This window comes from Paracidovorax oryzae ATCC 19882 (genome assembly GCF_000687165.1).
GTDB lineage: Bacteria > Pseudomonadota > Gammaproteobacteria > Burkholderiales > Burkholderiaceae_C > Paracidovorax > Paracidovorax oryzae.
Map to the genome: position 1 here is coordinate 17,258 of NZ_JMKU01000006.1, position 26,264 is coordinate 43,521.

At 69.6% G+C, this 26,264-nt stretch carries 24 protein-coding genes and 1 pseudogene; 20 read left to right on the top strand and 5 right to left on the bottom strand.

Going from position 1 to position 26,264, the window contains the following annotated elements; translation table 11 throughout:
* Positions 1–33: 33 nt before the first annotated feature.
* Positions 34–486, bottom strand: coding sequence for a low molecular weight protein-tyrosine-phosphatase (locus tag T336_RS0105080; protein ID WP_026431725.1), 453 nt, complete (start codon positions 484–486; stop codon positions 34–36).
* A gap of 89 nt (positions 487–575) precedes the next feature.
* A complete protein-coding gene (locus T336_RS0105085; protein ID WP_026431726.1) occupies positions 576–1,598 on the bottom strand; it encodes a LysR family transcriptional regulator in 1,023 nt (340 codons plus the stop codon).
* 95 nt (positions 1,599–1,693) lie between these two features.
* On the opposite strand from T336_RS0105085, the gene T336_RS0105090 reads away from it, so the two are divergent.
* From T336_RS0105090 to T336_RS0105145, 12 genes and pseudogenes are all read left to right on the top strand, one after another.
* Positions 1,694–2,947 carry an MFS transporter gene (locus tag T336_RS0105090; protein WP_026431727.1) on the top strand — a complete coding sequence of 418 codons (1,254 nt, stop codon included), beginning with the start codon at positions 1,694–1,696 and terminating at the stop codon, positions 2,945–2,947.
* A gap of 133 nt (positions 2,948–3,080) precedes the next feature.
* A complete protein-coding gene (locus T336_RS0105095) occupies positions 3,081–5,147 on the top strand; it encodes a hybrid sensor histidine kinase/response regulator (RefSeq protein ID WP_026431728.1) in 2,067 nt (688 codons plus the stop codon).
* 296 nt (positions 5,148–5,443) lie between these two features.
* The gene (locus T336_RS0105100; RefSeq protein ID WP_013595084.1) at positions 5,444–6,496 is read left to right on the top strand and encodes a methionine ABC transporter ATP-binding protein; all 1,053 of its coding nucleotides are present in this window, start codon (positions 5,444–5,446) and stop codon (positions 6,494–6,496) included.
* A gap of 4 nt (positions 6,497–6,500) precedes the next feature.
* Positions 6,501–7,166: a methionine ABC transporter permease gene (locus T336_RS0105105; RefSeq protein WP_011795636.1), complete on the top strand. Its 666-nt coding sequence runs from the start codon at positions 6,501–6,503 to the stop codon at positions 7,164–7,166.
* Positions 7,167–7,286: 120 nt separating this feature from the next.
* Positions 7,287–8,852 (top strand): methyl-accepting chemotaxis protein, encoded by a 1,566-nt coding sequence (locus tag T336_RS0105110; RefSeq protein WP_026431729.1) that lies wholly within the window; start codon positions 7,287–7,289, stop codon positions 8,850–8,852.
* A gap of 133 nt (positions 8,853–8,985) precedes the next feature.
* Positions 8,986–9,783, top strand: a complete 798-nt coding sequence (locus T336_RS0105115; protein ID WP_026431730.1) for a MetQ/NlpA family ABC transporter substrate-binding protein — start codon at positions 8,986–8,988, stop codon at positions 9,781–9,783.
* Between the two features lie 272 nt (positions 9,784–10,055).
* Positions 10,056–10,538 (top strand): rhodanese-like domain-containing protein, encoded by a 483-nt coding sequence (locus T336_RS0105120; RefSeq protein WP_026431731.1) that lies wholly within the window; start codon positions 10,056–10,058, stop codon positions 10,536–10,538.
* Between the two features lie 24 nt (positions 10,539–10,562).
* On the top strand, positions 10,563–11,501 hold the full coding sequence (gene epsC, locus T336_RS0105125; protein WP_026431732.1) for a serine O-acetyltransferase EpsC: 939 nt from the start codon (positions 10,563–10,565) through the stop codon (positions 11,499–11,501).
* Positions 11,498–11,769 (top strand): annotated as a pseudogene (locus T336_RS24775) (helix-turn-helix domain-containing protein). Before epsC ends, T336_RS24775 begins: the two are co-directional and overlap by 4 nt.
* 69 nt (positions 11,770–11,838) lie before the next feature.
* A complete protein-coding gene (locus tag T336_RS0105135; RefSeq protein ID WP_026431733.1) occupies positions 11,839–12,771 on the top strand; it encodes a family 2A encapsulin nanocompartment shell protein in 933 nt (310 codons plus the stop codon).
* A 17-nt stretch (positions 12,772–12,788) separates the two neighbouring features.
* Positions 12,789–14,720 carry a family 2A encapsulin nanocompartment cargo protein cysteine desulfurase gene (locus tag T336_RS0105140; RefSeq protein WP_035225338.1) on the top strand — a complete coding sequence of 644 codons (1,932 nt, stop codon included), beginning with the start codon at positions 12,789–12,791 and terminating at the stop codon, positions 14,718–14,720.
* Positions 14,721–14,857: 137 nt separating this feature from the next.
* Positions 14,858–15,412, top strand: coding sequence for an NADPH-dependent FMN reductase (locus tag T336_RS0105145; protein ID WP_026431735.1), 555 nt, complete (start codon positions 14,858–14,860; stop codon positions 15,410–15,412).
* 42 nt (positions 15,413–15,454) lie between these two features.
* Here T336_RS0105145 and T336_RS0105150 read toward each other — a convergent pair whose 3' ends face one another.
* On the bottom strand, positions 15,455–16,096 hold the full coding sequence (locus T336_RS0105150) for an FMN-dependent NADH-azoreductase (protein ID WP_026431736.1): 642 nt from the start codon (positions 16,094–16,096) through the stop codon (positions 15,455–15,457).
* Between the two features lie 139 nt (positions 16,097–16,235).
* Here T336_RS0105150 and T336_RS0105155 point away from each other — a divergent pair, with 139 nt between their 5' ends.
* The 8 genes from T336_RS0105155 (at position 16,236) to T336_RS0105190 (ending at position 23,565) form a co-directional block, all read left to right on the top strand.
* Complete coding sequence (locus T336_RS0105155) at positions 16,236–17,171, top strand: LysR family transcriptional regulator (protein ID WP_026431737.1); 936 nt, start codon at positions 16,236–16,238, stop codon at positions 17,169–17,171.
* 202 nt (positions 17,172–17,373) lie between these two features.
* On the top strand, positions 17,374–18,078 hold the full coding sequence (locus T336_RS0105160; RefSeq protein WP_026431738.1) for a hypothetical protein: 705 nt from the start codon (positions 17,374–17,376) through the stop codon (positions 18,076–18,078).
* 207 nt (positions 18,079–18,285) lie between these two features.
* Positions 18,286–18,867, top strand: a complete 582-nt coding sequence (locus tag T336_RS0105165; RefSeq protein ID WP_019701019.1) for an RBBP9/YdeN family alpha/beta hydrolase — start codon at positions 18,286–18,288, stop codon at positions 18,865–18,867.
* Positions 18,868–18,995: 128 nt separating this feature from the next.
* Positions 18,996–20,009: a sulfate ABC transporter substrate-binding protein gene (locus T336_RS0105170; RefSeq protein WP_026431739.1), complete on the top strand. Its 1,014-nt coding sequence runs from the start codon at positions 18,996–18,998 to the stop codon at positions 20,007–20,009.
* Between the two features lie 3 nt (positions 20,010–20,012).
* Complete coding sequence (gene cysT, locus T336_RS0105175) at positions 20,013–20,888, top strand: sulfate ABC transporter permease subunit CysT (protein WP_019701017.1); 876 nt, start codon at positions 20,013–20,015, stop codon at positions 20,886–20,888.
* Positions 20,885–21,832 carry a sulfate ABC transporter permease subunit CysW gene (gene cysW / locus T336_RS0105180; RefSeq protein WP_026431740.1) on the top strand — a complete coding sequence of 316 codons (948 nt, stop codon included), beginning with the start codon at positions 20,885–20,887 and terminating at the stop codon, positions 21,830–21,832. Before cysT ends, cysW begins: the two co-directional genes overlap by 4 nt.
* Before the next feature lie 20 nt (positions 21,833–21,852).
* Positions 21,853–22,977: a sulfate/molybdate ABC transporter ATP-binding protein gene (locus T336_RS0105185; protein WP_019701015.1), complete on the top strand. Its 1,125-nt coding sequence runs from the start codon at positions 21,853–21,855 to the stop codon at positions 22,975–22,977.
* A 60-nt stretch (positions 22,978–23,037) separates the two neighbouring features.
* Positions 23,038–23,565: a disulfide bond formation protein B gene (locus tag T336_RS0105190; protein WP_026431741.1), complete on the top strand. Its 528-nt coding sequence runs from the start codon at positions 23,038–23,040 to the stop codon at positions 23,563–23,565.
* Positions 23,566–23,638: 73 nt separating this feature from the next.
* Here the strand turns inward: T336_RS0105190 and trhO are convergent, their stop codons facing one another.
* Both trhO and T336_RS0105200 read right to left on the bottom strand, forming a co-directional pair.
* Positions 23,639–25,306 carry an oxygen-dependent tRNA uridine(34) hydroxylase TrhO gene (trhO, locus tag T336_RS27545; protein WP_026431742.1) on the bottom strand — a complete coding sequence of 556 codons (1,668 nt, stop codon included), beginning with the start codon at positions 25,304–25,306 and terminating at the stop codon, positions 23,639–23,641.
* A gap of 23 nt (positions 25,307–25,329) precedes the next feature.
* Positions 25,330–26,235 carry a LysR family transcriptional regulator gene (locus T336_RS0105200; protein WP_026431743.1) on the bottom strand — a complete coding sequence of 302 codons (906 nt, stop codon included), beginning with the start codon at positions 26,233–26,235 and terminating at the stop codon, positions 25,330–25,332.
* Positions 26,236–26,264: the final 29 nt, after the last annotated feature.

Consider the following 26,264-nt stretch of genomic DNA (forward strand, 5'->3'; position numbering starts at 1 on the left):
GCTACAACGGGCGGAGGACGTCTCGCAGGCGCGTCAGGCCGGGCGCAGCGCCGCCAGCAGGCCCGCGCATGCATCCTCCACCACGTCCAGCACGTGCTCGAAACCGTCGGCCCCACCGTAGTACGGATCCGGCACCTCGCGCGCCGGCAGGGCCTGGCGGAAATCGGTCAGGCGGTGCAGGCGGCTGCGCCGTGCAGGCGGGCACAGTGCGCGCGCCGCGGCCTCATTGTTGGCGTCCATGACCAGCACGAGATCGAAATCCTCGAAGTCCCGGCGGCCCAGGTGGCGTGCGCGCTGGGCGGACAGGTCGTAGCCCCTGCGCCGCGCATGGGCCTGGGCGCGTTCGTCGGGTGGCTCGCCCACGTGGTAGTCGTGCGTGCCGGCAGAGTCCACCTCGATCCTTCCGCCCAGGCCCGCGTCCGCGGCCATTGTCTCGAGCACGCCGTGGGCCGTGGGGCTGCGGCAGATGTTGCCCATGCAGACCATGAGGATGCGAACGGGGGCGGAGTCGGCGCGGGCCGTCCGCTGGCGCAGCGGGGCCAGGTCCGGAAGGGAAGAAGGGGTGGGGGTGTCGCTCATCGTCGTGGTCGCAAGGAGGGGCTGGATGGTGCCACGCGCCGCGCCTGCAGGCCGGCGAGCGACGGAATCGCTTCGCGCATCGCCTCCAGGAAGACGCGCAGGCGTGCCGGCGGATGGCGCGTGGGTGGATAGACCAGGTGCATGGGCAGGGGCTGGGCCATCCAGCCCGGCACGACATGCACCAGGCGGCCCGCGCGCAGGTCGTCCTGCACCACCCAGGCCGACACCAGGGCCGCGCCCAGGCCCGCCAGTGCCGCATTGCGCAGTGCATGGAGGCTGTCGGTGGCCATCCTCGGGCGGATGGCGATGGACTGCGGTCCGGCTGTACCGTCCGGCTTCGCCGCGGCAGCGGGCGCAGGGGCCTGGTCGGCCTCGGGATGCAATTCCACCTCACGCAGGTAATAGGTGCGCAGGGCCAGCCAGGGCAGGGCGCCCAGGCCCTGCGGGTGCGGCGGCGCGCCGCCGTGTGCCTCCAGCAGGCCTGGCGAGGCCACCACGATGCGGGGCACCTCGGCCACGTGGGTGGCGACCACGGACGGATCCCGCAGCGGCCCCACCTGGATAGCGCAGTCGATGCCGTCGGCGATGAAGTCCGGCTGGCGGTCGTGCAGCAGCCATTCCACCGAGACCTCGGGGTACCGGCGCAGGAAGGCCGCCAGTGGCACGATCAACTGGTCCTGCCCGAAGGCATGCGGCGCCTGCACGCGCAGCAGGCCGCGGGGCGTGTCGTGCGCGCCGCGCAGGTCCGATTCCATGGCCTGCCACTGCGCCAGCAGTTCCCTGGCGTGGGTGAAGCAGCGCTCGCCATCTTCCGTGAGCTTCATGCCGTGGGTGGAGCGCTGCAGCAGCCGCAGGCCCATGCCGCGCTCCAGCGCCTGCAGGCGCCGGCTGACGGTGGGCTGGGTGGTGCCGAGCTGCCGCGCCGCCGCGGACAGGCTGCCGCTGTCCACGATGCGGACGAAGGTCTGCAGCAATTCGATGCGGTCGGCACCGTTCAGGAGCAGGGACGGATTTGTCATGCGTTTGGCGTATATCTGATCTGCGCGCCGGCAGGCTACCGCATATCCTAAGGACCGGGAACACTGCAGCCATTGTCTTTCCCAGGCGTATTCCTATGACTTCCATTCATCCCGCGCATAACTCCGCCGGCGTGGCCCCGGCAGCTCCTGGCGGCACCGCGCAGCCCGCCGGGGTACCGGCGGCATTGGTTCTCCTGCTGGCCACCATCGCCGGCGTGAGCGCAGCGTCGCTCTACTACAGCCAGCCGATGCTCGGCGTGCTGGGCCCGGACATCCACGCGGACGGGCACTCCGTCGGCTTCGTGCCCACCCTCACGCAACTGGGCTATGCACTGGGCATCCTGTTGCTCGCCCCGCTGGGCGACCGGTACGACCGGCGCCGCATCATCCTGGCCAAGGCCGCGATGCTCGCCGCGGCGCTGCTGGCCAGCGCCATGGCTCCCAGCATCGCCGCGCTGCTGGCCGCCAGCCTGGCCATCGGCCTGTCCGCCACGCTCGCGCAGGACGTGGTCCCGGCCGCGGCCACCGTGGCGGCCCCGCATGCGCGCGGCAAGGTGGTAGGCACGGTGATGACCGGCCTGCTGCTGGGGATCCTGCTGTCGCGGGTGGTGAGCGGCCTGGGCGCGGCGGCCTTCGGCTGGCGCGCCGTGTATGGCGCCGCGGCCGCCGCAGTCGCGCTGCTGGGCGCGGCCGCCTGGCGCTGGCTGCCGCGCTTCGCGCCCACCACCCACCTGGGATACGGCGCGCTGCTCGCCTCCATGGCCGGGCTGTGGCGGTCGCAGCGCCCGCTGCGCCGCGCGGCACTCGCGCAGGGGCTGCTGTCAGTGGCGTTCAGCGCTTTCTGGTCCACGCTCGCGGTGATGCTGCACAGCGAGTTCCACTGGGGCAGCGCGGCGGCGGGAGCCTTCGGCCTTGCCGGAGCGGCCGGCGCGCTCGCCGCGCCCCTGGCCGGCCGGCTGGCCGACCGCCGCGGGCCCGGCCTGGTCACGCAACTGGGATCGGGGCTTGCCCTGGTGTCGTTCGCCTCGCTGCTGGCCGCGCACTGGCTCCCCGGCTGGGCACAGCTCGGCCTGCTGGTGGCCAGTGCCATCGGCTTCGACTTCGGCATCCAGGCGGCGCTGGTGGCCCACCAGACCCTCGTCTATGGCCTGGAGCCCGCCGCGCGCAGCCGGCTGAATGCCCTGCTGTTCACCGGCGTGTTCATCGGCATGGCCGCGGGTTCCGCGCTCGGCGCCCTGGCCATCGCCCGCTGGGGCTGGTCCGGCGTGGTCCTGCTGGCCATGCTGGCCTGTGCGGCAGCGCTGGCCGTGCGCATGGGCGATGCGCACGGTCGGGCCGCCCGGGCCTGAGCGTCGCCGGGCTCGGCAAAAAGGTGCACGGCCCGGCCGTGTTCCGGTCGGCGGAACAGCCCCTCGTGCCCCTGTGGGCGCAATGGCGGTTGGTGCGGAGGGGCGCCCTGGCCATGTCATCATCGCCCCCGACATGAGTGTTCCTTCCCCCACGCATTCCGACTTCCTGCGGACCGCCGGCGAGATGAGCGAGCGGGTGCGCAGGCACGACTGGTCCTCCACGCCGCTCGGCGCCATGGAGTCATGGCCCGAGGCGCTGCGGGTGGCGGTGCAGATGGTGCTGGCATCGCGCTTCCCCAAGTGCCTGGCCTGGGGGCCGGAAATGGTCTCCATCTACAACGATGCCTTCCGCGTCATCCTGGGGGCCAAGCCGGAAGCGCTGGGCCGGTCTTTCTACGATGTCTGGGCCGAGGCGTGGGACACGATCGGTCCGCTGGCCGAGCGCGCGCTGGCCGGGGATTCCGTGTTCCTGGAAGACTTCCCGCTCGTGATACGCCGCCAGGACTACGACGAACAGGCCTACTTCACCTTCTGCTACAGCCCGGTCTGCGACGGCTCCGGCACCGTGGTGGGCTTCATGGACACGGTGGTCGAGACCACCGGCAAGTTCCTGGCCCAGCGGCGGCTGCAGGACCTGGCCGCCACGCTGGAGCAGCAGGTGGCCGACCGCACGGCCGACCGCAACCGGCTCTGGCTGCTGTCGGACGCCATGCTGGTCGTCACGCGGCTCGACGGCACCATCGCCGCCGTCAATCCCGCCTGGCAGGCCACGCTCGGCTATTCCGAGGACGAAACCATCGGCCGGCGCATCCTGGCCTTCATCCATGACGACGAAGCGGTGCGCGTGCCGGGCGACGTGCAGCGCCTCGCCGAGGCCGTTCGCCACCAGGCCACGCTGCGCTTTCGCCACCGCAACGGCGCGGACCGATGGATCGACTGGACGGCAGTGCCCGGCGACGGCTTCGTGCAGGCCGTGGGCCGCGACGTGACCGACGAGCGCGCCCGTACCGAGGCGCTGCTGCAATCGCAGGAGCGCGTGCGGCACAGCCAGAAGATGGAGGCGATCGGGCAGCTCACGGGCGGCATCGCGCACGACTTCAACAACATGCTGCAGGGTGTGGTGCTGCCCCTGCAACTGATCGGCCAGCGCCATGCGCGCGGCCACATGGACGACATTCCCCGCTACGTGGAGGCCGGCCTGTCGTCGGCCCGGCGCGCCGCAGCCCTCACGCAGCGGCTGCTGGCCTTCTCCCGACGGCAGCCGCTGGACGTGCGGCCCGTCGATGTCGCCGCATCCATCCGCAATCTCGAGCCCATGCTGGCCAATACCTGCGGCGAGAACACGCGGCTGGATATCGACCTCCCCGCAGAGCTCTGGCCCGTGCTCACGGATGTCCACCAGCTCGAGAGCGCGGTGCTCAACCTCGCCATCAACGCCCGCGACGCCATGCCCGAGGGCGGCCGGCTGCGCATCACCGGGGGCAATGTCGGCGGAGCGCAGGCGCTGCCGCCGCAGGAACGCGAGGCGCTCGGGCTGCCGCCGGGCGACCTGGTGCGCGTGCAGGTGAGCGATACGGGCCACGGCATGTCCAAGGAGGTGCTGGACCTGGCCTTCGATCCGTTCTTCACCACCAAGCCGATCGGCCAGGGAACGGGGCTGGGTCTGTCGATGATCTACGGCTACATGCGCCAGTCGGGCGGTGCCGTGGCGCTGGAGAGCGAAGTGGGTCGCGGCACCTGCGTGTCGCTCTACTTCCCGCGCTCGTCCGAACAGGTCAGCGGCGAGGCGCCAGCCAGCCTGGACAGCGCCGAGGCGGGCAAGCGCCCGGACTCGGTCCTGGTGGTGGAGGACGACGCCACGGTGCGCGAATTCGTCTGCGAACTGCTGCGCGACCTCGGCTTCCAGGTGATGTCGGCCCGCACGGGGGCCGAGGGCATGGCGATGCTGTCGGGCGCGATCCACTTCGACCTGCTGGTGTCGGACGTGGGGCTGCCCGGGCCCAACGGCCGGCAGGTGGCGGACTTCGCGCGCGAGCGCCTGCCCGGCATCCAGGTGCTGCTCATGACGGGCTATGCCGAGCAGGCGGCCATGGACCCCGGCTTCCTGGCCACCCACCGGATGGAGCTCATCGTCAAGCCCTTCGATGCCCAGGCGCTGGTGCAGAAGGTGCTGGGCATGGTGGGTGCGCCCGACCGCTGAGCGCGCGCACCGCCGCCCGCCCGCGAAACCCCGCCGCGGCGACGGGACGGGCCGGTTGTTGCACAATGCGCTCCCTCATAACCGCCGCGTCTTTGCATCGGACCTCTGGTTCTTTGGCATTCAGCCGTACAGGCCGTAGAGTCGCGGGTTCCGCGCCCGGGGCACCGCCGTGGTGCCGTCCAAGGGCGCGGTGCTCCTTTCCTCTTCACCGTTTCCTTTTTCTCCAGAACCGATCCTGCTCCCACGCGACAGCCTCCCGGGCTGCCTGCCGCCGGAAAACAAGGGATCGCATCGCCATGATCGACTTACGGGGCATCACCCAGATTTACCAGGGGCCGAGCGGGCCCGTGGAAGCCTTGCGGGGCATCGACCTGCACATCCAGCCGGGCGAAGTGTTCGGCATCATCGGGCGCAGCGGCGCGGGCAAGAGCTCGCTGGTGCGCGTCATCAACCTGCTCAACCGCCCCACGGCCGGCGAGGTGATCGTGGCGGGCCGCGACCTCACGCAACTCGGCGACGCCGAACTGCGCGCCGCGCGCCGCGACATCGGCATGGTGTTCCAGCACTTCAACCTGCTGTCCTCGCGCACGGTGTTCGGCAATGCCGCGCTGCCGCTGGAACTGGCCGGCATGGACAAGGCCGCCATCCGCGAGCGCGTGAACCCGCTGCTCGAGCTGGTGGGCCTGTCCCACCTCGCGGACCGCTACCCGGCGCAGATCAGCGGCGGCCAGAAGCAGCGCGTGGGCATCGCGCGGGCGCTGGCCAGCCGGCCGAAGGTGCTGCTCTCGGACGAGGCCACCTCGGCGCTGGACCCGGAAACCACGCGCTCCATCCTGGCCCTGCTGCGGCAGGTGAACGAAGAGCTCGGCCTGACGGTGGTGCTCATCACCCACCAGATGCAGGTCGTCAAGCAGATCGCCGACCGCGTGGCCGTGATCGATGCCGGCCGCATCGCGGAAATCGGCCCGGTGCTCGATGTGTTCACGCGGCCCCGCCAGCCCATCACCAAGAGCCTGATCGACGAGATCGTCCCGCAGGAGCTGCCCGCGAGCGTGCTCGACCACGTGCGCCACCTGGCCGCGCAGCTGCCCGAGGGCGAGACGGGCGAGTTGCTGCGCCTGTCGTATTCGGGCGAGCGGGCCTACCAGCCGATCCTCTCCGGGCTGATCCGGGAGCACCGCCTGGACCTGTCCATCCTGCACGGTCAGATCGACGAGATCCAGCGCCAGACCTTCGGCTCCCTCGCGGTGTACGCGAGCGGCGAGCCCCCGCGCCTGGCGGCCGCCGTGGCGCAGCTGCGCGCCCAGGGCGTGGTGGTGGACGAAGTGAAAGTGGAAGCGGGAGTCTGAGGCGATGTTCGAGAACTTTACGGAAATGATGCTGGAGCTGTTCGCCACCTCGCTGTGGGAAACGCTCGTCATGGTGGGCATCTCGGGCGTGGTCGGGGCGCTGATCGGCATCCCCCTGGGCGTGTTCCTGCGCCTGACCGACCGCGGCGGCGTGCTGGAGAACGGCCCCGTCAACAAGACCGTGGGCTGGATCGTGAACGCCGTGCGTTCCACGCCCTTCATCATCCTGCTGGTGGCCATCATCCCGTTCACGCGGCTGATCACCGGATCGTCCATCGGCACCGCGGCGGCCGTGGTGCCGCTCACCATCGCCGCGGCGCCCTTCGTCGCCCGGCTGGTCGAGGCCTCGCTGCGTGAGGTGGACCCGGGCCTGATCGAGGCCGCCCAGGCCATGGGCGCCACCACGTCCCAGATCGTCTGGAAGGTGCTGCTGCCCGAGGCGCTGCCCGGCATCGTGGCCGGCCTCACCATCACCTTCGTCAGCCTCACGGGCTATTCGGCCATGGCGGGCGCCATCGGCGGCGGCGGTCTGGGCGACCTGGGCATCCGTTACGGCTACCAGCGGTTCCTGCCGGACATCATGCTGGCCGTGGTGGTCGTGCTGATCTTCTTCGTGCAGGCCGTGCAGAGCCTGGGCGACTGGGCGGTGCGCCGCTTGAGCCACCGCTGAACCGGTTTCCCGCGTCGGGCCGGATAGCCGGTGCCGATGTGCGTGATTGAAAACCCGCCGCACGCGCCGCCGTCCGCTTGCGTAACATTGCGTCACATTCAATCAAGCAGGTGAGACGCAATGGGTTTTTCTCGCATGACGGTCGCCAGGCGCCTGGCCGTCGCTTTCGGGATCGTGGTAGGGCTGCTGGTGGTGGTGGCGGCCATCGCCCTCGTCAAGGTGCAGGCCATCGACAGGGCCCTGGCGGCCAACGGCTCAGAGCACGTGCCGATCCAGCGCTACGCCATCAATTTCCGCGGCTCCGCGCATGACCGCTCCATTGCCGTGCGCGATGTCGTCCTCGCGGCCACGCCGCAGGAGCGCGAACGCGAGGTGGCGGTCATCGCCTCGCTCGCGGCGTTCTATGCGCAGTCCGCGGGGCCGCTGGAACGCATCATCGGATCGCCCGGAGCGGGCCCGGAACTGGCGCCCCTCTATGCCGACATCCAGCGGTCCGAGGCCCAGGCAGTGGCGACCACGCAGCGCATCGTGGCGCTCGCGGGCCAGGACAACGCCCAGGCGCGCGAAGTGCTCTGGACGCAGGCCAAGCCCCAGTACGTGCAATGGCTGGCGGCCATCAACCGGCTGATCGATTTCGAGGAAGCGCGCATCCAGGCCGAGAACGCCACGGCCATGGCGCAGGCGAGCGGATTCCGCGCCGTGATGGTGGGCGCGCTGGTCCTGGCGCTGGCCGCCAGCGTGCTGGTGGCCTGGGCCGTGTCGCGCAGCATCGCGGGACAGCTGGGCGCGGAGCCGCAGGCCCTGGCGGAGGTCGCGGGCCTGGTGGCATCCGGTGACCTGGGTTCCGTCCAGGGTGCTGCCACGGCGCGCGCAGGCAGCGTGCTGGCCTCCCTGGGCAGCATGCAGCAGAACCTGTCGTCGGTGGTCGCCCGCGTGCGCAGCGCTTCCGAGTCCATGGCGCACGGGGCGCTGCAGATCGCCGAGGGCAACTCCGGCCTGCTGCAGCGCACCGAGGCGCAGGCGCGGCACCTGGAGCACACGACGGCATCGATGGAACGCATGACCCTGTCCGTCAACGGCAATGCCGAATCCGCCCGGCAGGCGGCGCAACTGGCGGCATCGGCCAGCGCCGCGGCCGGCAAGGGCGGCGTGGTCGTGGGCGAAGTGGTGGCCACCATGACCGCGATCGCCGAGAGCTCCGGCAAGATCGCCGACATCATCGGGGTGATCGACGGCATCGCGTTCCAGACCAACATTCTCGCGCTCAACGCGGCCGTGGAAGCGGCGCGCGCGGGCGAGCAGGGCCGCGGATTCGCGGTGGTCGCCAGCGAGGTCCGCAGCCTCGCCCAGCGCAGTGCCCAGGCCGCCCGGCAGGTCAAGGCACTCATCGAGGACAGCGTGGCGCGCGTGGACGACGGCTCCCGCCTGGTGGGCCAGGCGGGCTCCACCATGGCCGACATCGTGGGGCAGGTGGAACGTGTCGCCCAGCTCATCGCCGAAATCAACGCCTCTACGGCGGAGCAGACCGGTGGCATCGCATCGGTGGGCGAGGCCGTCGCGCAGCTGGACGAATCGACGCGGCAGAACGCCGCGATGGTGGAGCAGGGGGCTGCGGCCTCGCGCACGCTGGAGCAGCAGGCCGCCCACCTGGCGCAGGCCGTGGGCGTCTTCAAGCTGGCGGCCTGACCGGGCCGGGCCGGCGAGGGCCTGCGGCCGCCCGGTGGTTTCCGGCATGAGGAAATGACAACCCGTTCTTTGGCGGAGCGGGCCCGTGCCGATACGATCCGCCTCCACACATTTCGAATGGAAAGTCACTCCTGTGAACAAGCGTTTTCTGCTCCGCTCCTTCATCGCCTCGTCGATCGCCCTGCTGCTGGCCCCTGGCGCCATGGCCCAGGACAAGCCGGTCAAGGTCGGCGTGACCGCCGGCCCCCATGCGCAGATCTTCGAGCAGGTCAGGAAGGTGGCCGAGAAGGACGGCCTGAAGATCCAGATCGTCGAATTCAGCGACTACGTGCAGCCGAACGCCGCACTCGCGGCCGGTGACCTCGACGCCAACAGCTACCAGCACAAGCCCTACCTCGACGCCCAGGTGAAGGACCGCGGCTACAAGCTGGTGTCCGCGGGCTACACGGTCAACTTCCCCATCGGCCTGTATTCGAAGAAGGTGAAGAAGCTCGAAGACCTGAAGGAAGGCGCACGCTTCGGCATTCCCAACGACCCGACCAACGGCGGCCGCGTACTGCTGGTGCTGCAGGACAAGGGCCTCATCAAGCTCAAGGAGGGCGCCGGCCTCAAGGCCACGCCGCTGGACGTCACCTCCAATCCGAAGAAGCTCAAGTTCGTGGAGCTGGACGCTGCCCAGCTCGCCCGCTCGCTGGACGACCTGGATGCCGCCGCGATCAACACCAACTTCGCGCTGTCCGCGGGCCTCAATCCCAAGACCGACGCCATCGCCCAGGAAAGCGCCAAGAGCCCGTACGTGAACATCATCGCCGTGCGCGAAGCCGACAAGGACAAGCCCTGGGTGGCCAAGCTCGTGAAGGCCTACCACTCCGAGGAGGTGCGCCAGTACATCGACACGCAGTTCAAGGGTGCGGTGCTCGCCGGCTGGTGAGCAGGCCTCTGGCGTGCAGGGATGGCGGCCCGTCATGGGCGCGCCCTGCCGGTAAAAGCCGCATGCAGCCTCGTGGGCGCATGCGGCTTTTTTGCGTGGCGGATAGCGGCTGGAGGCTTTTCCTGTCGGTGCTTTGATGGATGATTTTGTTGTGAAGTCTTAATTTTTTATTATTTTGGGTTCCGATGTGTGGGTTCTACAGTGACACGGCAGCGGGCGTTCGCGCCCTTTGAAAGCTGGCGTTCCACACCCCTACATTACAGGAGAATCCAATGTCATCCGCCGCCCTTGTCGATGCCGTACTGCCGCCCGAACTCGAGGCCGCGCGCGAACACGCGCAGGCCGCGGGGCTGCCGCACGCAGGCGGGGTCGTCCCGCCGGTGGCCTGGCGGCTGCACCAGCAGGGCCTTGCCGTGCTGGTGGACGTGCGCTCCGCCGAAGAGCGCAAATTCGTCGGCCATGTGCCCGGTTCGCTGCATGTTCCCTGGGCCACCGGAACGGCCCTCACGCGCAATCCGCGCTTCGTGCGCGAACTCGAGGCCCGGCTGGCGCCCTATGGCGGGCGCAACGCTGTGGCGCTGCTGCTGTGCCGCAGCGGCAAGCGCTCGGCCCTGGCTGCGCAGGCCGCGGCACAGGCTGGGTTCGGCACGGTGTTCAACGTGCTCGAAGGCTTCGAGGGCGAACTGGACGCGCTGGAACACCGCGGCGGCAGCGATGGCTGGCGCTTCCATGGCCTGCCCTGGGTGCAGGACTGATGCGGCGTGCTCCGGAGACTGCCCATGGCCACTTTCGACATCGCCGGCATCGCCCGGCAGCTGCACTCTGCCCGCAGCGAATGGCGCGAAGCGCAGAACCGTGAACAGGAACCTGCCAGCCGCGAGTTCCCTTCCCGCGATGCGGTGGCGCGCATCGTGGAGCAACTGAAGGGCGCGCTCTTCCCCCTGCGGCTGGGCCCGCACGACCTGCGTCCGGAAAGCGAAGACATCTTCGTCGCCCACGAGCTCGACGCGGCCCTGCAGGCGCTGCACGGGCAGGTGGTCCTCGAACTGCGCCACGGTGCCCGGCATGCCGGCGCGAGGCCCGTGGAGGAGGGCATGGAACCGGCGGCGCTGCATGCCGCGCGCGCTTTCGCCGAATCGCTGTCCGGCATCCGGCGCCTGCTGGATTCGGACGTGCTCGCCGCCTACCATGGCGACCCTGCCGCGCGCAGTGTGGACGAGGTCCTGCTCTGCTATCCCGGCGTGCTGGCCATGATCCACCACCGGCTGGCGCACGGGCTCTACGGCCTGGGCCTGCCGCTGCTGGCGCGCATGGTGTCCGAACTGGCGCACGCGCAGACGGGCATCGACATCCATCCCGGCGCGCGCATCGGTGCGGGATTCTTCATCGACCACGGCACCGGGGTGGTGATCGGCGAAACCGCCGTCATCGGCGAGCGCGTTCGCCTCTACCAGGCCGTGACGCTCGGCGCCAAGCGGTTTCCCACCGACGCCGAAGGGCGGCCGCGCAAGGGGCTGGCACGCCATCCGGTGGTGGAGGACGACGTGGTCATCTATGCCGGCGCCACCATCCTCGGCCGCGTGACGCTCGGACGCGGCGCGGTGATCGGCGGCAATGTGTGGGTCACCCGCGATGTGCCAGCCGGTGCGCACATCACCCAGGCGAGCGCCCGCGAGAGCACTTCCGCGCACGAGCCGGCGGGCAGGGGGGACGCATGACGGGGCATTTCGTCAGGAGCTTCGGCATCGCGGTGAGGCAGACGCGCATGTCGCTGGGCTGGTCGCAGGAGCGGCTCGCGGAGCGCTCCGACCTGGACCGGTCCTATGTGGGCGAGATAGAGCGGGGCACGGTCGTCGCGTCGCTGGCCACCGTCTCCAAGCTCGCGCAATCGCTGGCCGTGCCGGCCTCCACGCTGATCCTGCGGGGCGAGGCGCTCGCCAGCGCACGGCCCGGGCAGGAGGCCGATTGACGGCTATAGCCTGTTGAGCCCGACAGTGCCGGCCGGGACACTCCAGGGGTTTTCCATCACTGGCACGAACCACGGGAGTCTCAGACATGTCGGCAACACTGGGCGGCACCACCGCACTCGGCGACAACGCAGCACGGCAACTGGCCAACGCCACCAAGACCGCGCCGCAGCTTTCCACCATCAGCCCGCGCTGGCTCACGCACCTGCTGCAGTGGGTGCCGGTCGAGGCAGGCATCTACCGCCTCAACCGCGTCCGGAACCCTGAATCCATCAAGGTGACCTGCACCGCGAAGGAAGAGGAGAACCAGCTTCCCCGCACCTTCGTCGATTACGAGGAACATCCGCGCGAGTTCTTCCTTAACGCGGTCTCCACCGTGCTCGACGTGCACACGCGCATCTCGGATCTCTACAGCAGCCCGCACGACCAGGTGAAGGAACAGCTTCGCCTGACGATCGAAACCATCAAGGAGAACCAGGAAAGCGAGCTGATCAACAACCCGGACTACGGCCTGCTGGCCCAGGTGGCGGAAGAGCAGCGCATCTTCCCGCTCACGGGTGCGCCGACGCCGGACGACCTCGACGAGCTGCTCACCAAGGTCTGGAAGGAGCCCGCATTCTTCCTGACCAACCCGCTCGCCATCGCCGCCTTCGGCCGCGAGGCCACGCGCCGCGGCACGCCGCCGCCCACGGTGAGCCTGTTCGGCTCGCAGTTCATCACCTGGCGCGGCATCCCGCTGATCCCTTCGGACAAGGTGCCCGTGGCGGATGGCAAGAGCAAAATCCTGCTGCTGCGCGTGGGCGAACGCCGCCAGGGCGTGGTCGGCCTGTTCCAGCCGGGCCTGCCCGGCGAGCAGAGCCCCGGGCTCTCGGTGCGCTTCATGGGCATCAACAACCACGCGATCGCCTCCTACCTGATCTCGCTCTACTGCTCGCTCGCCGTGCTCACGCCCGACGCACTGGCCGTGCTCGACGACGTGGAGGTGAACCGCTACCACGACTATCCGGACACCTACAAGTGAGCGGCGGAGGCGCACCGATGGCGATCCCTTCCCCTTCGACTTCCCTCCTGCCCGGCGTGGCCGACGGGGCGCCGCCGCCGTTGGACGCCGCGCAGCTGGCCCGCATGGCCAACGCGCTTTTCAGCGCGCTGCCCGGGCAGGAGCCACCGGCCGCGGTGCCGGGCGTGCAGGCGCCGGTGAACGTGGCACCCGCGGGCTCTCCCCTGGCCAGCTCCGCCGGGCTGGCGCCGGGCGTGCCCGGAACCTTCCTGCCGCAGGGGCTGGTGCCCGGCGGCAACCTGCTGCCGGCTTCGCCGACGCCGCTGGCGTCGCTGGCCCACCGCGCGCCGGCCCTGGTGCCCCATGCCCAGTCGGGCAACGCGGTGCCGGACCATGCGTTCGCCGCCGTTCCCGCCTATGAGCCGCGCGCCGGCAGCGCGCTGACCGGTGTCGCACCGGTGGGCGAACCCGCTGCGAGGTCCGCGGCGGCATCGCCGTACTACTTCAGCGATTTCACGCACCCGGGCTCCGCCGGCGCCTCCGGGCAGGGGCTGGACGCGCTGTCCCGCCTTCCGTTCGCCGTACCCGACGTTCCGCAAGCTGTCCCGGCATCCGCTGCACGGGAAGCCGAGCCCTCGTCCGAACCGCGCTTCTACTTCGTGGATGCGGTCACGCTCCCCGACGGCTACGTGACGCCGGCGCATCCGTCCCGGCACGCAGCGCCGGCCGTGCCCGGGGCCTTGACCGGCGGCGGTGGCTTCGACGTGCATGCGGTGCGGCGCGATTTCCCGATCCTTTCCGAGCGCGTGAACGGCCGCCCGCTGGCCTGGCTGGACAACGCCGCCACCACGCACAAGCCGCGCGCGGTGATCGAGCGCATCAGCCACTTCTACGAGCACGAGAATTCCAACATCCACCGCGCCGCGCATGAGCTGGCCGCCCGCGCCACGGACGCCTACGAAGGTGCGCGCGAACGCGTGCGGCGCTTCCTGAATGCGCCGGACGTGAACGAGGTCATCTTCGTGCGTGGCACCACCGAGGCCATCAACCTCGTGGCCAAGAGCTGGGGCGAGCGGCACGTGGGCGAGGGCGACGAGATCATCGTCAGCCACCTCGAACACCATGCCAACATCGTTCCGTGGCAGCAACTCGCGGCCGACAAGGGCGCGAAACTGCGCGTGATCCCCGTGGACGACAGCGGGCAGGTCCGCCTGGACGAGTACCAGAAGCTGCTGAACAGCCGCACGAAGATCGTCGCGGTCACGCAGGTGTCCAACGCCCTCGGCACCGTGGTGCCCGTCAGGCAGATCGTGGAGATGGCCCACCGCGCGGGCGCCCGCGCGCTGGTGGACGGCGCGCAGTCCGTCTCGCACATGCGCGTGGACGTGCAGGACATCGGCGCGGACTTCTTCGTCTTCTCCGGCCACAAGGTCTTCGGCCCCACCGGCATCGGAGCGCTGTGGGGCCGGCGGGAGGTGCTGGAGGACATGCCGCCCTGGCAGGGCGGGGGCAACATGATCGCCGACGTCACCTTCGAGAAGACGGTCTACCAGCCCCTGCCCAATACCTTCGAGGCGGGCACCGGCAACATCGCGGACGCCGTGGGCCTGGGCGCGGCCATCGACTACGTCGGGCGCATCGGCATCGAGGCGATCGCGCGCTACGAGCACGAGCTGCTGGAGTACGGCATGCGCGCGCTGGGCAGCGTGCGCGGCGTGCGCCTCATCGGCACCGCCGCAGACAAGGCGAGCGTGATGTCGTTCGTGCTGGCCGGACACACGACCGCCGAGGTGGGCGATGCGCTCAACCGGGAAGGCATCGCGGTGCGCACGGGCCACCATTGCGCGCAGCCCATCCTGCGCCGCTTCGGCGTGGAGGCCACCGTACGGCCCTCGCTGGCGTTCTACAACACCTTCGAGGAGATCGACCGCCTGGTCGGCGTGGTGGAGCGCCTGTCCGCCCGGCGCTGAGGGCGCCGGTGCCCCGTGAATGCGCGCTTGCCTGACAGGCGTGCCTGCCATGGGGCGTGATGATGGAAACCGTCGCGCTGGCCGATGGCACAGCGCGCGTCCGTTTCCGTCGCCATCCCCTACCTCAAGGAGTCTCCATGAGCCAATACACCATCGCCGTCCTCGTGGGCAGCCTGCGCAAGGATTCGTTCAACCGCCGCATGGCCGATGCCCTGGCCAGGCTGGCGCCGCCCGATTTCACGCTCACCCAGGTGCGCATCGACGACCTGCCGCTCTACAACCAGGACGACGACGGCCACCAGAGCGAATCCGTGCTGCGGCTGAAGTCCGAAATATCCAAGGCCCAGGGCCTGCTGTTCGTCACGCCCGAGTACAACCGCTCCATCCCGGGCGTGCTCAAGAACGCCATCGACCATGCATCCCGCCCTTATGGCCAGAGCGTCTGGGGCGGCAAGCCGGCAGGCGTGATCGGGGTGTCCGTCGGTGCCATCGGCACCGCGCTCGCCCAGCAGCACCTGCGCAACGTGCTGGCCTACCTCGATGTCCCTACGCTAGGCCAGCCCGAGGCCTTCATCCAGGCCAAGGACGGCCTGTTCGCCGACGACGGCGGCATCGGTGAGTCGAGCCGGCAGTTCATCCAGACCTGGATGGACAAGTACGCGGCCTGGGTGCGCCGCCACGCGCAGGCCTGACAAGGGCTTGCAGATGCCTGCCCGCAGGCCGCAGCGCCGTGTTCAGGCCGCTTCGGCCAGCGCAGCGGCAGGTGCCGCGGCATGCGCCTGGATGTCGGCATCGGCGCTCGAGAGCGCCTGGGCGCGGGCGTCCGGGCCCATGGCCACGCCTTCGGCACGCACGAAGCGCACGTCGGTAACGCCGAAGAAGCCGAACACCGTCTGCAGGTAGCTTTCCTGGTGCTCCAGCGCCCGGCCGGCATCGCTCGTGGAATACACGCCGCCGCGCGACGACACCACGATCACCGTCTTGCCTTGCGCCAGGCCCTCGGGGCCGTTGGCGCCGTAGCGGAACGTGCGGCCGGGCTGGGCGATGCGGTCGATCCAGGCCTTGAGCTGCGTGGGGATGCCGAAGTTGTAGAAGGGCGCGCCGACCACGACCACATCGGCCGCGAGGAACTGGCTCACCAGCGTCTCGGACACGGCGTTCTCACGCTGCTGCGACTCGCTCAGCCCGTCGGTCTGCCCCGTGCGGGGAGCCATCGCGTCCATGGTGAAATGCCCCGGTGCCTGCGCCACGAGATCGAGGTATTGCACCTCGGTGCCGGGGTGGGCGGCCACCCAAGCGGCCACGGTCTTGGCCGTCAGCTGGCGCGAAACGGATGCGTTGCCGGTGATGGCGGAATCGATGTGCAGCAGTCGCATGGTTTTCTCCTGGTGTCGGGTAAGTGGGCCACACCATGTGGCGTTGATTGGATTGTGCGGCGGTGTGGATGCATTGATAAGGCAGAGCATTTACGATAGATCGTTCCATCCATGAGACGATGAACAGGGAGCCATGGCCATGCAAGACCTGAACGACATGCTGTATTTCGCCGAAGTGGTGGAGCGGGGCGGCTTTGCTGCCGCGGGCCGTGCCCTCGGCATCCCGAAATCCCGGCTGTCGCGGCGTGTGTCCGACCTCGAGGCGCAACTGGGCGTGCGGCTGCTGCAGCGCACCACCCGCAAGCTGTCGCTCACCGAGATCGGCGAGTCCTACCTGCGCCACTGCCAGGCCGTGCGGGAGGCCGCGCAGGCCGCCTCCGACGCGGTGGCCGAGGTCCAGACGGAGCCGCGCGGCACGGTGCGCGTGAGCTGCCCGGTCACGCTTGCCCAGACGGTGCTGGGCGAGTTGATGCCGATCTTCCTGGAGCGCCATCCCCAGGTGCGGGTGGAGATGCAGGTCACCAACCGGGCCGTCGATCTGGTGGAAGAGGGCGTGGACGTGGCCCTGCGCGTGCGGCCCAACCTGGACGACAGCGGCAGCATGGTCGTCAAGCGGCTCGACGATGCCCGGCAGGTGCTGGTGGCCAGCCCCGCACTGCTGGCCCGGCAGGGCACGCCGGCCAGCGTGGCCGGGCTGGCGCGGCTGGACAGCATGGCCATGTCCGCCATGGACGGCCGCTCCAGCCTGCGGCTGGTCGGGCCGGAGGGCCAGGAAGAGGTGGTGCAGCTCACTCCCAGGTACGTAGCGGACGACCTGCTTACCCTCAAGTTCGCCGCGCTCGCCGGCACCGGCCTGTGCTGGCTGCCCGACTACATGTGCCAGGCCGAACTGGGTGAGGGCCGCCTGGTGCGCATCCTGCCCGGCTGGTCCACCCCGCGCGGCGTGGTGCACGCCGTGTTCCCGTCGCGCCGCGGCCTGGCCCCGGCCGTGCGACGCTTCCTGGACTTCCTCGGCGAGACCGTTCCCGGGCACAACGAGGTGGTCTGCCGGCGCGGCGATACGCGCACTGCCTGATCCCCTGCGCGCGCTGCATTACACGCGCTTTACACACGTGCCGTACACTGTTTCGTAACTGATCGGTCACTTTGTGGACTCTTCGGTAAATCACGTACGCGCAGCGATATCCCTGGCGCTGGGATTGCAGGGGCCGCAAGTCCCGCCGCGCGTGTGCTCCCCCTGCTACGCAGGGCCTTCGTTGCCGTCCCTCCGTCCACCCATGAACACCGCTGCTTCCGCGTCCCCGGTGACGTTCCACGTTCCTCCGCAATCCATCCGCTGGCGCCGGCTGTGGCTGGCCTTCATGCTCCTGGGGCTGGCGCTCAGCGGCGCTGTCGCGTCCGTCCTTCCCGTCTCCGCCGGCTGGGAAAACGGCCTGCTGGAAGATGCACAGGTGGTCCTGCTGCTGGCGGGTGCCTGCATGGCCGTGCTGGTCGCCCGCGGGCGCATGGCAGGCCCGGTGGCCAAAGGGCTCGCGCTGGCCTCGGCGCCGGTCTGGTGCCTGATGGCGGCACGTGAATTGAGCTGGGGCGCCGCGCTGCTGCCCCCGATAGGCTTCTCTGCAGAAGGGCCGGTCTATTCCTCCTCGGTGCTCTGGTACAAGCCCGCGGTGGCCCCGTTGGCGCTCCTCGTGCTCGCGTGGTGCGCCTGGGTGCTCCTGCGTTCGCGGGTCCTGCAGGCTGTGCCCGCATTGCTGCGCTCCCGGCAATTCGCATGGCCGGAACTGGCCATCCTGCTGCTGGCCGCCGCGCTCAGCACCTATGCCGAAGGGCATCTGGGCATTCCGGTGCCTGGCTTCCTGCAGGGCCGGGCCGTGGTCGTGGAGGAATGGGCGGAACTGTTCGCCTACCTTGCCCTGGTGGCGGCCCAAGGGCAAGTGCTGCTGCTGCTGTGGCATGCGGGTGACCGTCGCCGGCCTGTCTGAATAGATGAGATATTCATAAATTCAGAACCAGATATTCGTTTGGGTTTTATAGCTGCCCCGCCAGAATCGCTCCATTCATGCATGCAAAGGAGCGATGCCCATGGCTGCAGCAGTCCCCCACAGCGAACCTCCGTGTCGGCAGTGCCACTGCCATCCCTTGGCGGCGGCGTCGGCCCTGCGGACGTATCCTCCCGTGCGGGGGCTGCCATGACCGGCTCGGACCGTTCCATCATCGTGGTGCCGGGCTGGCGCGACTCCGGTCCCGGCCATTGGCAGACTCTCTGGGCCGACCGCCTGCCCGGGGCGCGCAGGGTCGTGCAGGACGACTGGATCACCCCGACGCGCGAAGCCTGGGTGCGGACCCTGGAGCGCACCGTGCTGGAGGCACCCCACCCGGTGGTTATCGTCGCACACAGCCTGGGCTGCATCGCATCGGCGCACATGGGCCCGCAGGCCCGCTCCCGCGTGACCGGTGCCCTGCTGGTGGCGCCCGCCGATCCGGAGCGCCGGGCCGTGCTCAGCGATTTCGCGCCCGTGCCCTATGCACCCTTGCCCTATCGCAGCATCCTGGTGGCCAGCAGCAACGATCCGTATTGCCCCATCCGCCTGGCCGGCGCCTACGCCCGGGCCTGGGGCAGCGAATTCGTGCGGCTGCAGCAGGCAGGGCACATCAACGTGGATTCGGGCCACGGCGAGTGGCCGCTCGGCTGGGCCCTGCTGCACTCCCTGGCGGAAGACGTGGCCTGGGGCCCGGGCGGCGGCCTGGAGCCGGTGCGCTCGGCCGCGTGACAGGCAAGGCTCCATCCGTTGGTTCTTTATGCGCCATGCTGATTAATTAACAAAAATCTATTCTTTTGAGTTGGAAGAGGTGGCGTTCACAATGGGTTGCATTCACAGACAACCTGGGTGACGCACACATGAATTCCCGGACGAGACTCAAGACCCTCCTGGCCGCCCTGGCCCTTGCCGCCACGGCAGGCGTGGCGTCCGCGCAGACGACCACGCTGCTCAATGTTTCCTATGACGTCGCCCGGGAGTTCTACAAGGACTACAACCAGGCCTTCGTCGCCCACTACAAGAAGACCACCGGCAAGGACGTGCGCATCGACCAGGCCCACGGCGGCTCCAGCGCCCAGGCCCGCGCGGTGAACGACGGCCTCGCGGCCGACGTGGTCACGTTCAACACCACCACCGACATCGATTTCCTCGCCAGTAACGGCGTGGTCGCGAAGGACTGGGCGAAGAAATTCCCCAACGACGCCTCGCCCACCACCTCCACCATGCTGTTCCTGGTGCGCAAGGGCAACCCGAAGAACATCAAGGACTGGGACGACCTGGTCAAGCCCGGCGTGCAGGTGGTCGTGGTGAACCCCAAGACGGGCGGCAATGGCCGCTATGCCTACCTGGCCGCCTGGGGCGCCGTGCGCGAAAAGGGCGGTACCGACGCGCAGGCGGCAGACTTCGTCGGCAAGCTCTACAAGAACGTGCCGGTGCTGGGCAAGGGCGGCCGCGACGCGACCAGCATCTTCCTGCAGCGCAACACGGGCGACGTGCTCATCACGTTCGAATCCGAGGTGCTGTCCATCGAGCGCGAGTTCGGCAAGGGCAAGGTCGATGCCGTCTATCCCTCGGTGAGCGTGGTGGCCGAAAATCCTGTCGCCGTGGTGGAGCGCACCGTGGCCAAGAAGGGCACGGGCGAGCTCGCCAAGGCCTACCTGGATTACCTCTATTCCGACGAAGGCCAGGAAATTGCCGCCCAGCACGCCCTGCGTCCCCGCTCGGAAGCCGTGCTCAAGAAGCATGCCGACGTCTTCAAGCCGGTCAGGCAATTCACCGTTGCCAAGTACTTCGGGTCGCTGGGTGAAGCGCAGAAGGTGCACTTCAACGACGGCGGCCAGTTCGACAAGCTCTACACCCCCGGCGGCCGCTGATCCATGGGCGCGGCCATTCCTTCCCCGGGCGCCCGGGCGCCCGCGACCGGCCGTGCCCGGAGCGGCGGCGCCCGCCGCGTGCTGCCCGGCTTCGGGCTCACGCTGGGCTACACGCTCTTCTACCTGAGCATCATCGTGCTCATCCCGCTTTCGGCGCTGCTGTTCAAGACCTTCACGCTGACCTGGGACCAGTTCTGGACGGCCATCAGCGCGCCGCGGGTGCTGGCGTCGTACCGGCTCACGTTCGGTGCGTCCTTCCTGGCGGCGCTGGTGAATCTCGTGTTCGGCCTGCTGATCGCCTGGGTGCTGGTGCGCTACCGCTTTCCCGGCAAGAAGATCGTCGATGCGCTGGTCGACCTGCCGTTCGCGCTGCCGACCGCCGTGGCGGGCATCTCGCTCACCGCGCTGCTGGCCGGCAACGGCTGGGTGGGGCAGTACCTGGAGCCGCTCGGCATCCAGCTCGCGTTCAAGCCCGCCGGCGTGGTCATCGCCCTGATCTTCATCGGCCTGCCTTTCGTGGTCCGCACCGTTCAGCCCGTGCTGGAGGACGCCGAGAAGGAGCTCGAGGAAGCCGCCACCAGCCTGGGCGCGACCCGGTGGCAGATCTTCACCAAGGTCATCCTTCCTTCCATCACGCCCGCGCTGCTGACCGGTTTCGCCATGGCCTTCGCGCGCGCGGTGGGGGAATACGGCTCGGTGATCTTCATCGCCGGCAACATGCCCATGGTGTCCGAGATCACGCCCCTCATCATCATCGGCAAGCTGGAGCAATACGACTATGCCGGCGCCACGGCCGTGGCCGTGGTGATGCTGGTCATTTCCTTCGCGCTGCTTTTCATCATCAACGCGCTGCAGGCCTGGCAACGCAAAAGCACATGAATCCGACACGTACCGTCCGCCGAGCCCAGGCCGGCACCACCGAAGCCCCCTGGGTCCGCTGGACGCTGATCGGGATCGCGCTGGCCTTCCTGCTGCTGTTCCTCGTGCTGCCGCTCGCGGCGGTGTTCACCGAGGCGCTGAGCAAGGGCGTCAGCGCCTACCTGGATGCGCTGCGCGAGCCCGATGCCTGGTCCGCCATCCGCCTGACGCTCATCACGGCCGCCATCGCGGTGCCGCTCAACCTCGTCTTCGGCGTGGCGGCGGCCTGGGCCATCGCCAAGTACGAGTTCCGCGGCAAGGCCTTCCTCACCACGCTGGTGGACCTGCCGTTCTCCGTCTCGCCCGTGGTCGCCGGCCTGGTCTATGTGCTCATGTTCGGCGCCAACGGCTGGCTGGGCCCGTGGCTGGCCGCGCACGACATCAAGATCATCTTCGCCGTGCCGGGCATCGTGCTGGCGACCGTGTTCGTCACGTTCCCCTTCATCGCGCGTGAACTCATTCCCCTGATGCAGGCCCAGGGCAGCGACGAGGAGCAGGCCGCGATCGTGCTGGGCGCGAGCGGCTGGCAGACCTTCTGGCACGTGACGTTGCCCAACATCAAGTGGGGACTGCTGTACGGCGTGATCCTGTGCAATGCGCGCGCCATGGGCGAGTTCGGCGCCGTGTCGGTGGTCTCGGGGCATATCCGTGGGCAGACCAACACCATCCCGCTGCACGTCGAGATCCTCTACAACGAGTACCAGTCCGTCGCGGCCTTCGCGGCGGCCTCGCTGCTGGCCCTGCTGGCACTGGTCACCCTGGTGATCAAGACCTTCGCCGAGTGGCGCAGCGAGCAGGAGCGCAAGGCCGCCGCGCAGCTTCCGCCCGAGCGGCCCACCCCCATCCCTGCCGCCGCGCCCGTGGCGCCGGGCGTGCCTGCCGCTTCCGCCACGACGACCCGCTGACCCAGGACCGGGAGACACACATGAGCATCGAAATCCGCAACATCAGCAAGCAGTTCGGCGACTTCCAGGCCCTGCGGGACGTGAGCCTGGACATCCAGTCCGGCGAGCTCATCGCGCTGCTCGGGCCTTCGGGCTGCGGCAAGACCACGCTGCTGCGCATCATCGCGGGGCTGGAGACGCCCGACACCGGCAGCATCCACTTCTCGGGGGAAGACACGACCGACGTGCATGTGCGCGACCGGGGCGTGGGCTTCGTGTTCCAGCACTACGCGCTGTTCCGGCACATGACGGTGTTCGAGAACGTGGCGTTCGGCCTGCGCGTGAAGCCGCGCTCCGAGCGCCCGTCCGAGGCGCAGATCCGCCAGAAGGTGACGGACCTGCTCAAGCTCGTGCAGCTCGACTGGCTGGCCGACCGCCATCCCTCGCAGCTGTCCGGCGGGCAGCGCCAGCGCATTGCCCTGGCGCGCGCGCTCGCCGTGGAGCCCAAGGTGCTGCTGCTGGACGAACCCTTCGGCGCGCTGGACGCCAAGGTGCGCAAGGAACTGCGCCGCTGGCTGCGCCGGCTGCACGACGAACTGCATGTGACCTCGATCTTCGTCACGCACGACCAGGAAGAAGCGCTGGAGGTGGCCGACCGCGTGGTGGTGATCAACCAGGGCCGCATCGAGCAGAGCGGTTCCCCCCAGGAGGTCTGGGACCAGCCGGCGAGCCCCTTCGTCTATGGCTTCCTGGGCGACGTGAACCTGTTCCACGGCCGGGCGCACGAAGGCCTGGTGCACGTGGAGGGCATGGCCATCGATTCGCCCGAGCATGCCTCCGCCCAGAATGCCGCCGCCTTCGCCTACGTGCGCCCCCACGACCTGGACGTGGAGCGCTATTCACCAGGGCAGGGCGTGGGCGCCGACGGCCGTCCCCGCGGCATCGTGGCGCAGCTGTCCCGCGCCATCGTGGTGGGCCCGATCGCGCGCCTGGAACTTATCCCGGATACCGATCACAAATCAGCGGACAATGCGGAGCCCGAAGCCCTGATCGAAGCGCAGATACCGGCGCAGCAGTTCCGGGAGGCGGGATTCAGGGAGGGTGAAACGCTGGTGGTGACGCCGCGCCGCGCCCGCGTTTTTCTGGACCACGCCGCGGGCATCTGACACGCTGCATCCTTGCCGGATGCCGCCTGCGGCGCCCGGGTTTTCAAGGACAAGGATTCCATGGTTTCGAACTGGTTGGATGCCGCACCGCGCCGCGTGCTGGCCCTCATCTCCGCGGCCTGCATCGCGATGCTCGCCTTCGGCATGTACCTGCAGCACGTGGTCGGCCTCGAGCCGTGTCCCATGTGCATCGTGCAGCGCTACGCGCTCATCGGCGTGGCGGTGTTCACGGGCCTGGGCAGCCTGCGCAGCGGCCGCGGCTGGTGGATGAGCTGGGGCGTGCTGGCGCTGCTGCTGTCCGGATTCGGCGCCTTCGTGGCGGCGCGCCAGAGCTGGCTGCAGTGGTATCCGCCCGAGATCGCCACCTGCGGGCGCGACTTCTACGGGATGATCGAGAACTTCCCGATCAGCCGCGCCATTCCCATGATCTTCCGCGGCTCCGGCGACTGCGCCGCCATCGACTGGACCTTCCTGGGGGGCAGCATCGCGAACTGGTCCTTCGTCTGCTTCGTCGTGATGGCCCTGGTGCTTGTGGTGATGCTGGTGCGTGCTCCGCGCCGCAGCCGCGGCGGTTTTTCCGCAGCCTGAGCTTTTCCGGGCTGCTGGATCCTGCGGCCCCCGTGCACTGGCAGCGCGCCCTGTCGGGCGCGGTCGGAAGCCTTCAAGCGGCGCGGTCGCGTGCCTGTCCGGGCGGGAAGTAATGCACGTCCTGTCCCTCGCGCCACGCCGGGGCCTTGTGCATCACCTGTTCGAAGAGTGCTCCGCTTTCCCATGCCGCCAGCCATGCCTGCAGGCGCGGCCAGGGCCGGGAGCCCCAGGCCGTGCGGTCGATGGCCGCGTACTGGCGCACGAAGGGCATGAGCGCCACATCGGCCAGCGAGCCGCGGCTTCCGCACAGGAAGTCACCACGTGCCAGCCTGTCCTCCAGGCCTTCGAGCCATTCCCGGGCCTGTGACTGCGCCGCTCCGGATGGCACTTCCGGATGGCGTTCTGGGTATTTGCACCGGTCCAGCGCCTGCTTGAACGGGCCGTCGCAGGAGGCGATCAGCGCCTCCACGTCGCCCGGCTCGCCCGCCTGCAGCCAGCCCGCAGGGTCATGCTGCGCCAGTGCCCACCGCATGATGTCCAGGCTCTGCTCCAGCACCCGGCCGCCGGGCAGTACCAGGACGGGCACCGTGCCTTTGGGCGATGCCGCGAGCAGGGCGGCCGGCTTGTCGCGCAGCACCACCTCCCGCCATTCGCAGCGCTGCCCGCTGGCAGCGATCGCCATGCGTGCCCGGATGGCATACGGGCACCGGCGGAAGCTGTAGAGCACCGGCAGGGATGCGTCGGCTTCCGCGGGCCCCGTACCATGGTCTTGGGCTGCGGAGCCTGCGACCGGGCCGGCACGGGGCGGCGTCGGCAGGCGGGCGCCCAGGTGCTCCGTGCCGCGCTCCCGGGCCAGGGCCATCTGCCGCTCCCGCTCGGCCAGCGCGCGCTCTTCCTCCGCGGGCCGCGTGCCGCGGCAGTGCGGGCACCGCACGCCCGGCAGGTAGTCGGGCGAGGCCAGGTCCTGCGGGCCGAGCGGCATGCGGCAGGACCGGCACAGGTGCCGGTGCGTTCCGGGCACGAGGCCATGGGACACGGAGACCCGTTCGTCGAAGACGAAGCAGTCGCCTTCCCAGCGGCTGCCTTCGGCGGGTACGTCTTCCAGGTACTGCAGGATGCCGCCTTCGAGGTGATAGACCTCGCCGAATCCCTGCATGCGCAACAGCGCCGTGGATTTTTCGCAGCGGATGCCGCCGGTGCAGAACATCGCCACGCGCGGCTTGCCGGCCAGCAGGCCGCCGGGCGCGGTCTGCGCCTCCACCCAGGCGGGGAATTCGGTAAAGCTCCGGGTCCCGGGCCGCACCGCGCGCGTGAAGCTGCCGATGGCGCTTTCGTAGCCGTTGCGCACGTCGATCACCACCACCTCGGGATCGTCGATGAGCGCGTTCCAGTCCCCGGGCTGCACATAGGTGCCGGCATCGCGGGCCGCATCCACGCCGGGTACGCCCAGGGTGACGATCTCGCGCTTGACCCGTACGCGCATGCGGTAGAAGGGCATGCGGTCGCCCCAGGCTTCCTTGTGCCGCAGGGCGGCCAGCGGCGGCTGGGCACGCAGCATGGCCAGCACGGCGCTCACTCCCTCCGCCGTACCGGCGATGGTGCCGTTCACGCCTTCCGGGGCCAGCAGCAGCAGGCCGCGCACCCCATGGCGGTCGCATTCGGCCTGCAGGGGGCCGCGCAGTGCCTCGCAGTCGGGCAGCGTCGCGAAGTGGTAGAGGGCGGCAGTCAGGATCTGGGACATGGGGCGGGGATGATAAGGCGGGGCTACGGCCCCACGGCCGGGGACGCCGGCGGCTCCATGGGCGCGCCGCTCACGGCGCAGGCGTGCAGCAGCCATTCCCGGAAGGCCGTGAGTGCGGGTGACGCTGCGCGCGACCGCAGGCGCGTGAGCCAGTAGGCCCCGAGCGCGATCTCGTGGTTGAACGGCCGCACCAGCCGGCCCTGGCGCAACTCGCGCTCGAACAGGCGTGCGGGCAGCAGGGCCGCGCCCGCGCCCTGGGCCGCCGCTTCGGCGAGGGCCAGGGAGGAGTCGAATACCGTACCCCGCACCACCGGGCAGGCCACGCCCGCGGCACCGAACCAGGCGGCCCATTCATCGGCGCGGTACGAGCGCAGCAGCGACTCCCGCGCCAGGTCGGACGGCGCGCGCAGCCGGGCGGCGAGCGCGGGCGAGCACATGGGCGTGAGGGGCGCTTCGAGCAGGCGGTCCGACTCCGTGCCGTGCCAGGCGCCGTCGCCGAAGCGGATAGCACAGTCCAGCCCTTCGCCCGCAAGGTCCACCCGGTTGTTGTTGGTGAGCAGGCGCAGGTCCACGAATGGACACTGCTGCTGGAACGCCTGCAGCCGCGGCAGCAGCCATCCCACGGCGAAGGTGCCCACGGCGCCCACGGTGAGCACCTCGCGCGGGCGCGTGTCGCTGCACTGCGCCAGCGCGCGCTCGATGCGGCCGAATGCGTCCGCCAGCGCCGGCAGCAGCGCCAGCCCTTCATCGGTGAGCGCCAGCCCGCGCGGCAGCCGGCGGAACAGCGGTTTGCCCAGGCGCTCTTCGAGATTGCGGATGTGCTGGCTGACCGCGGTCTGCGTCACATGCAGCTCTTCCGCCGCGCGGGTGAGGTTCAGATGCCGCGCCGAGACTTCGAACGCCCGCAGGGCATTGAGCGGCAGGTGCATGGATCGAGGGTAAAGTTTTTCTGGGGGAA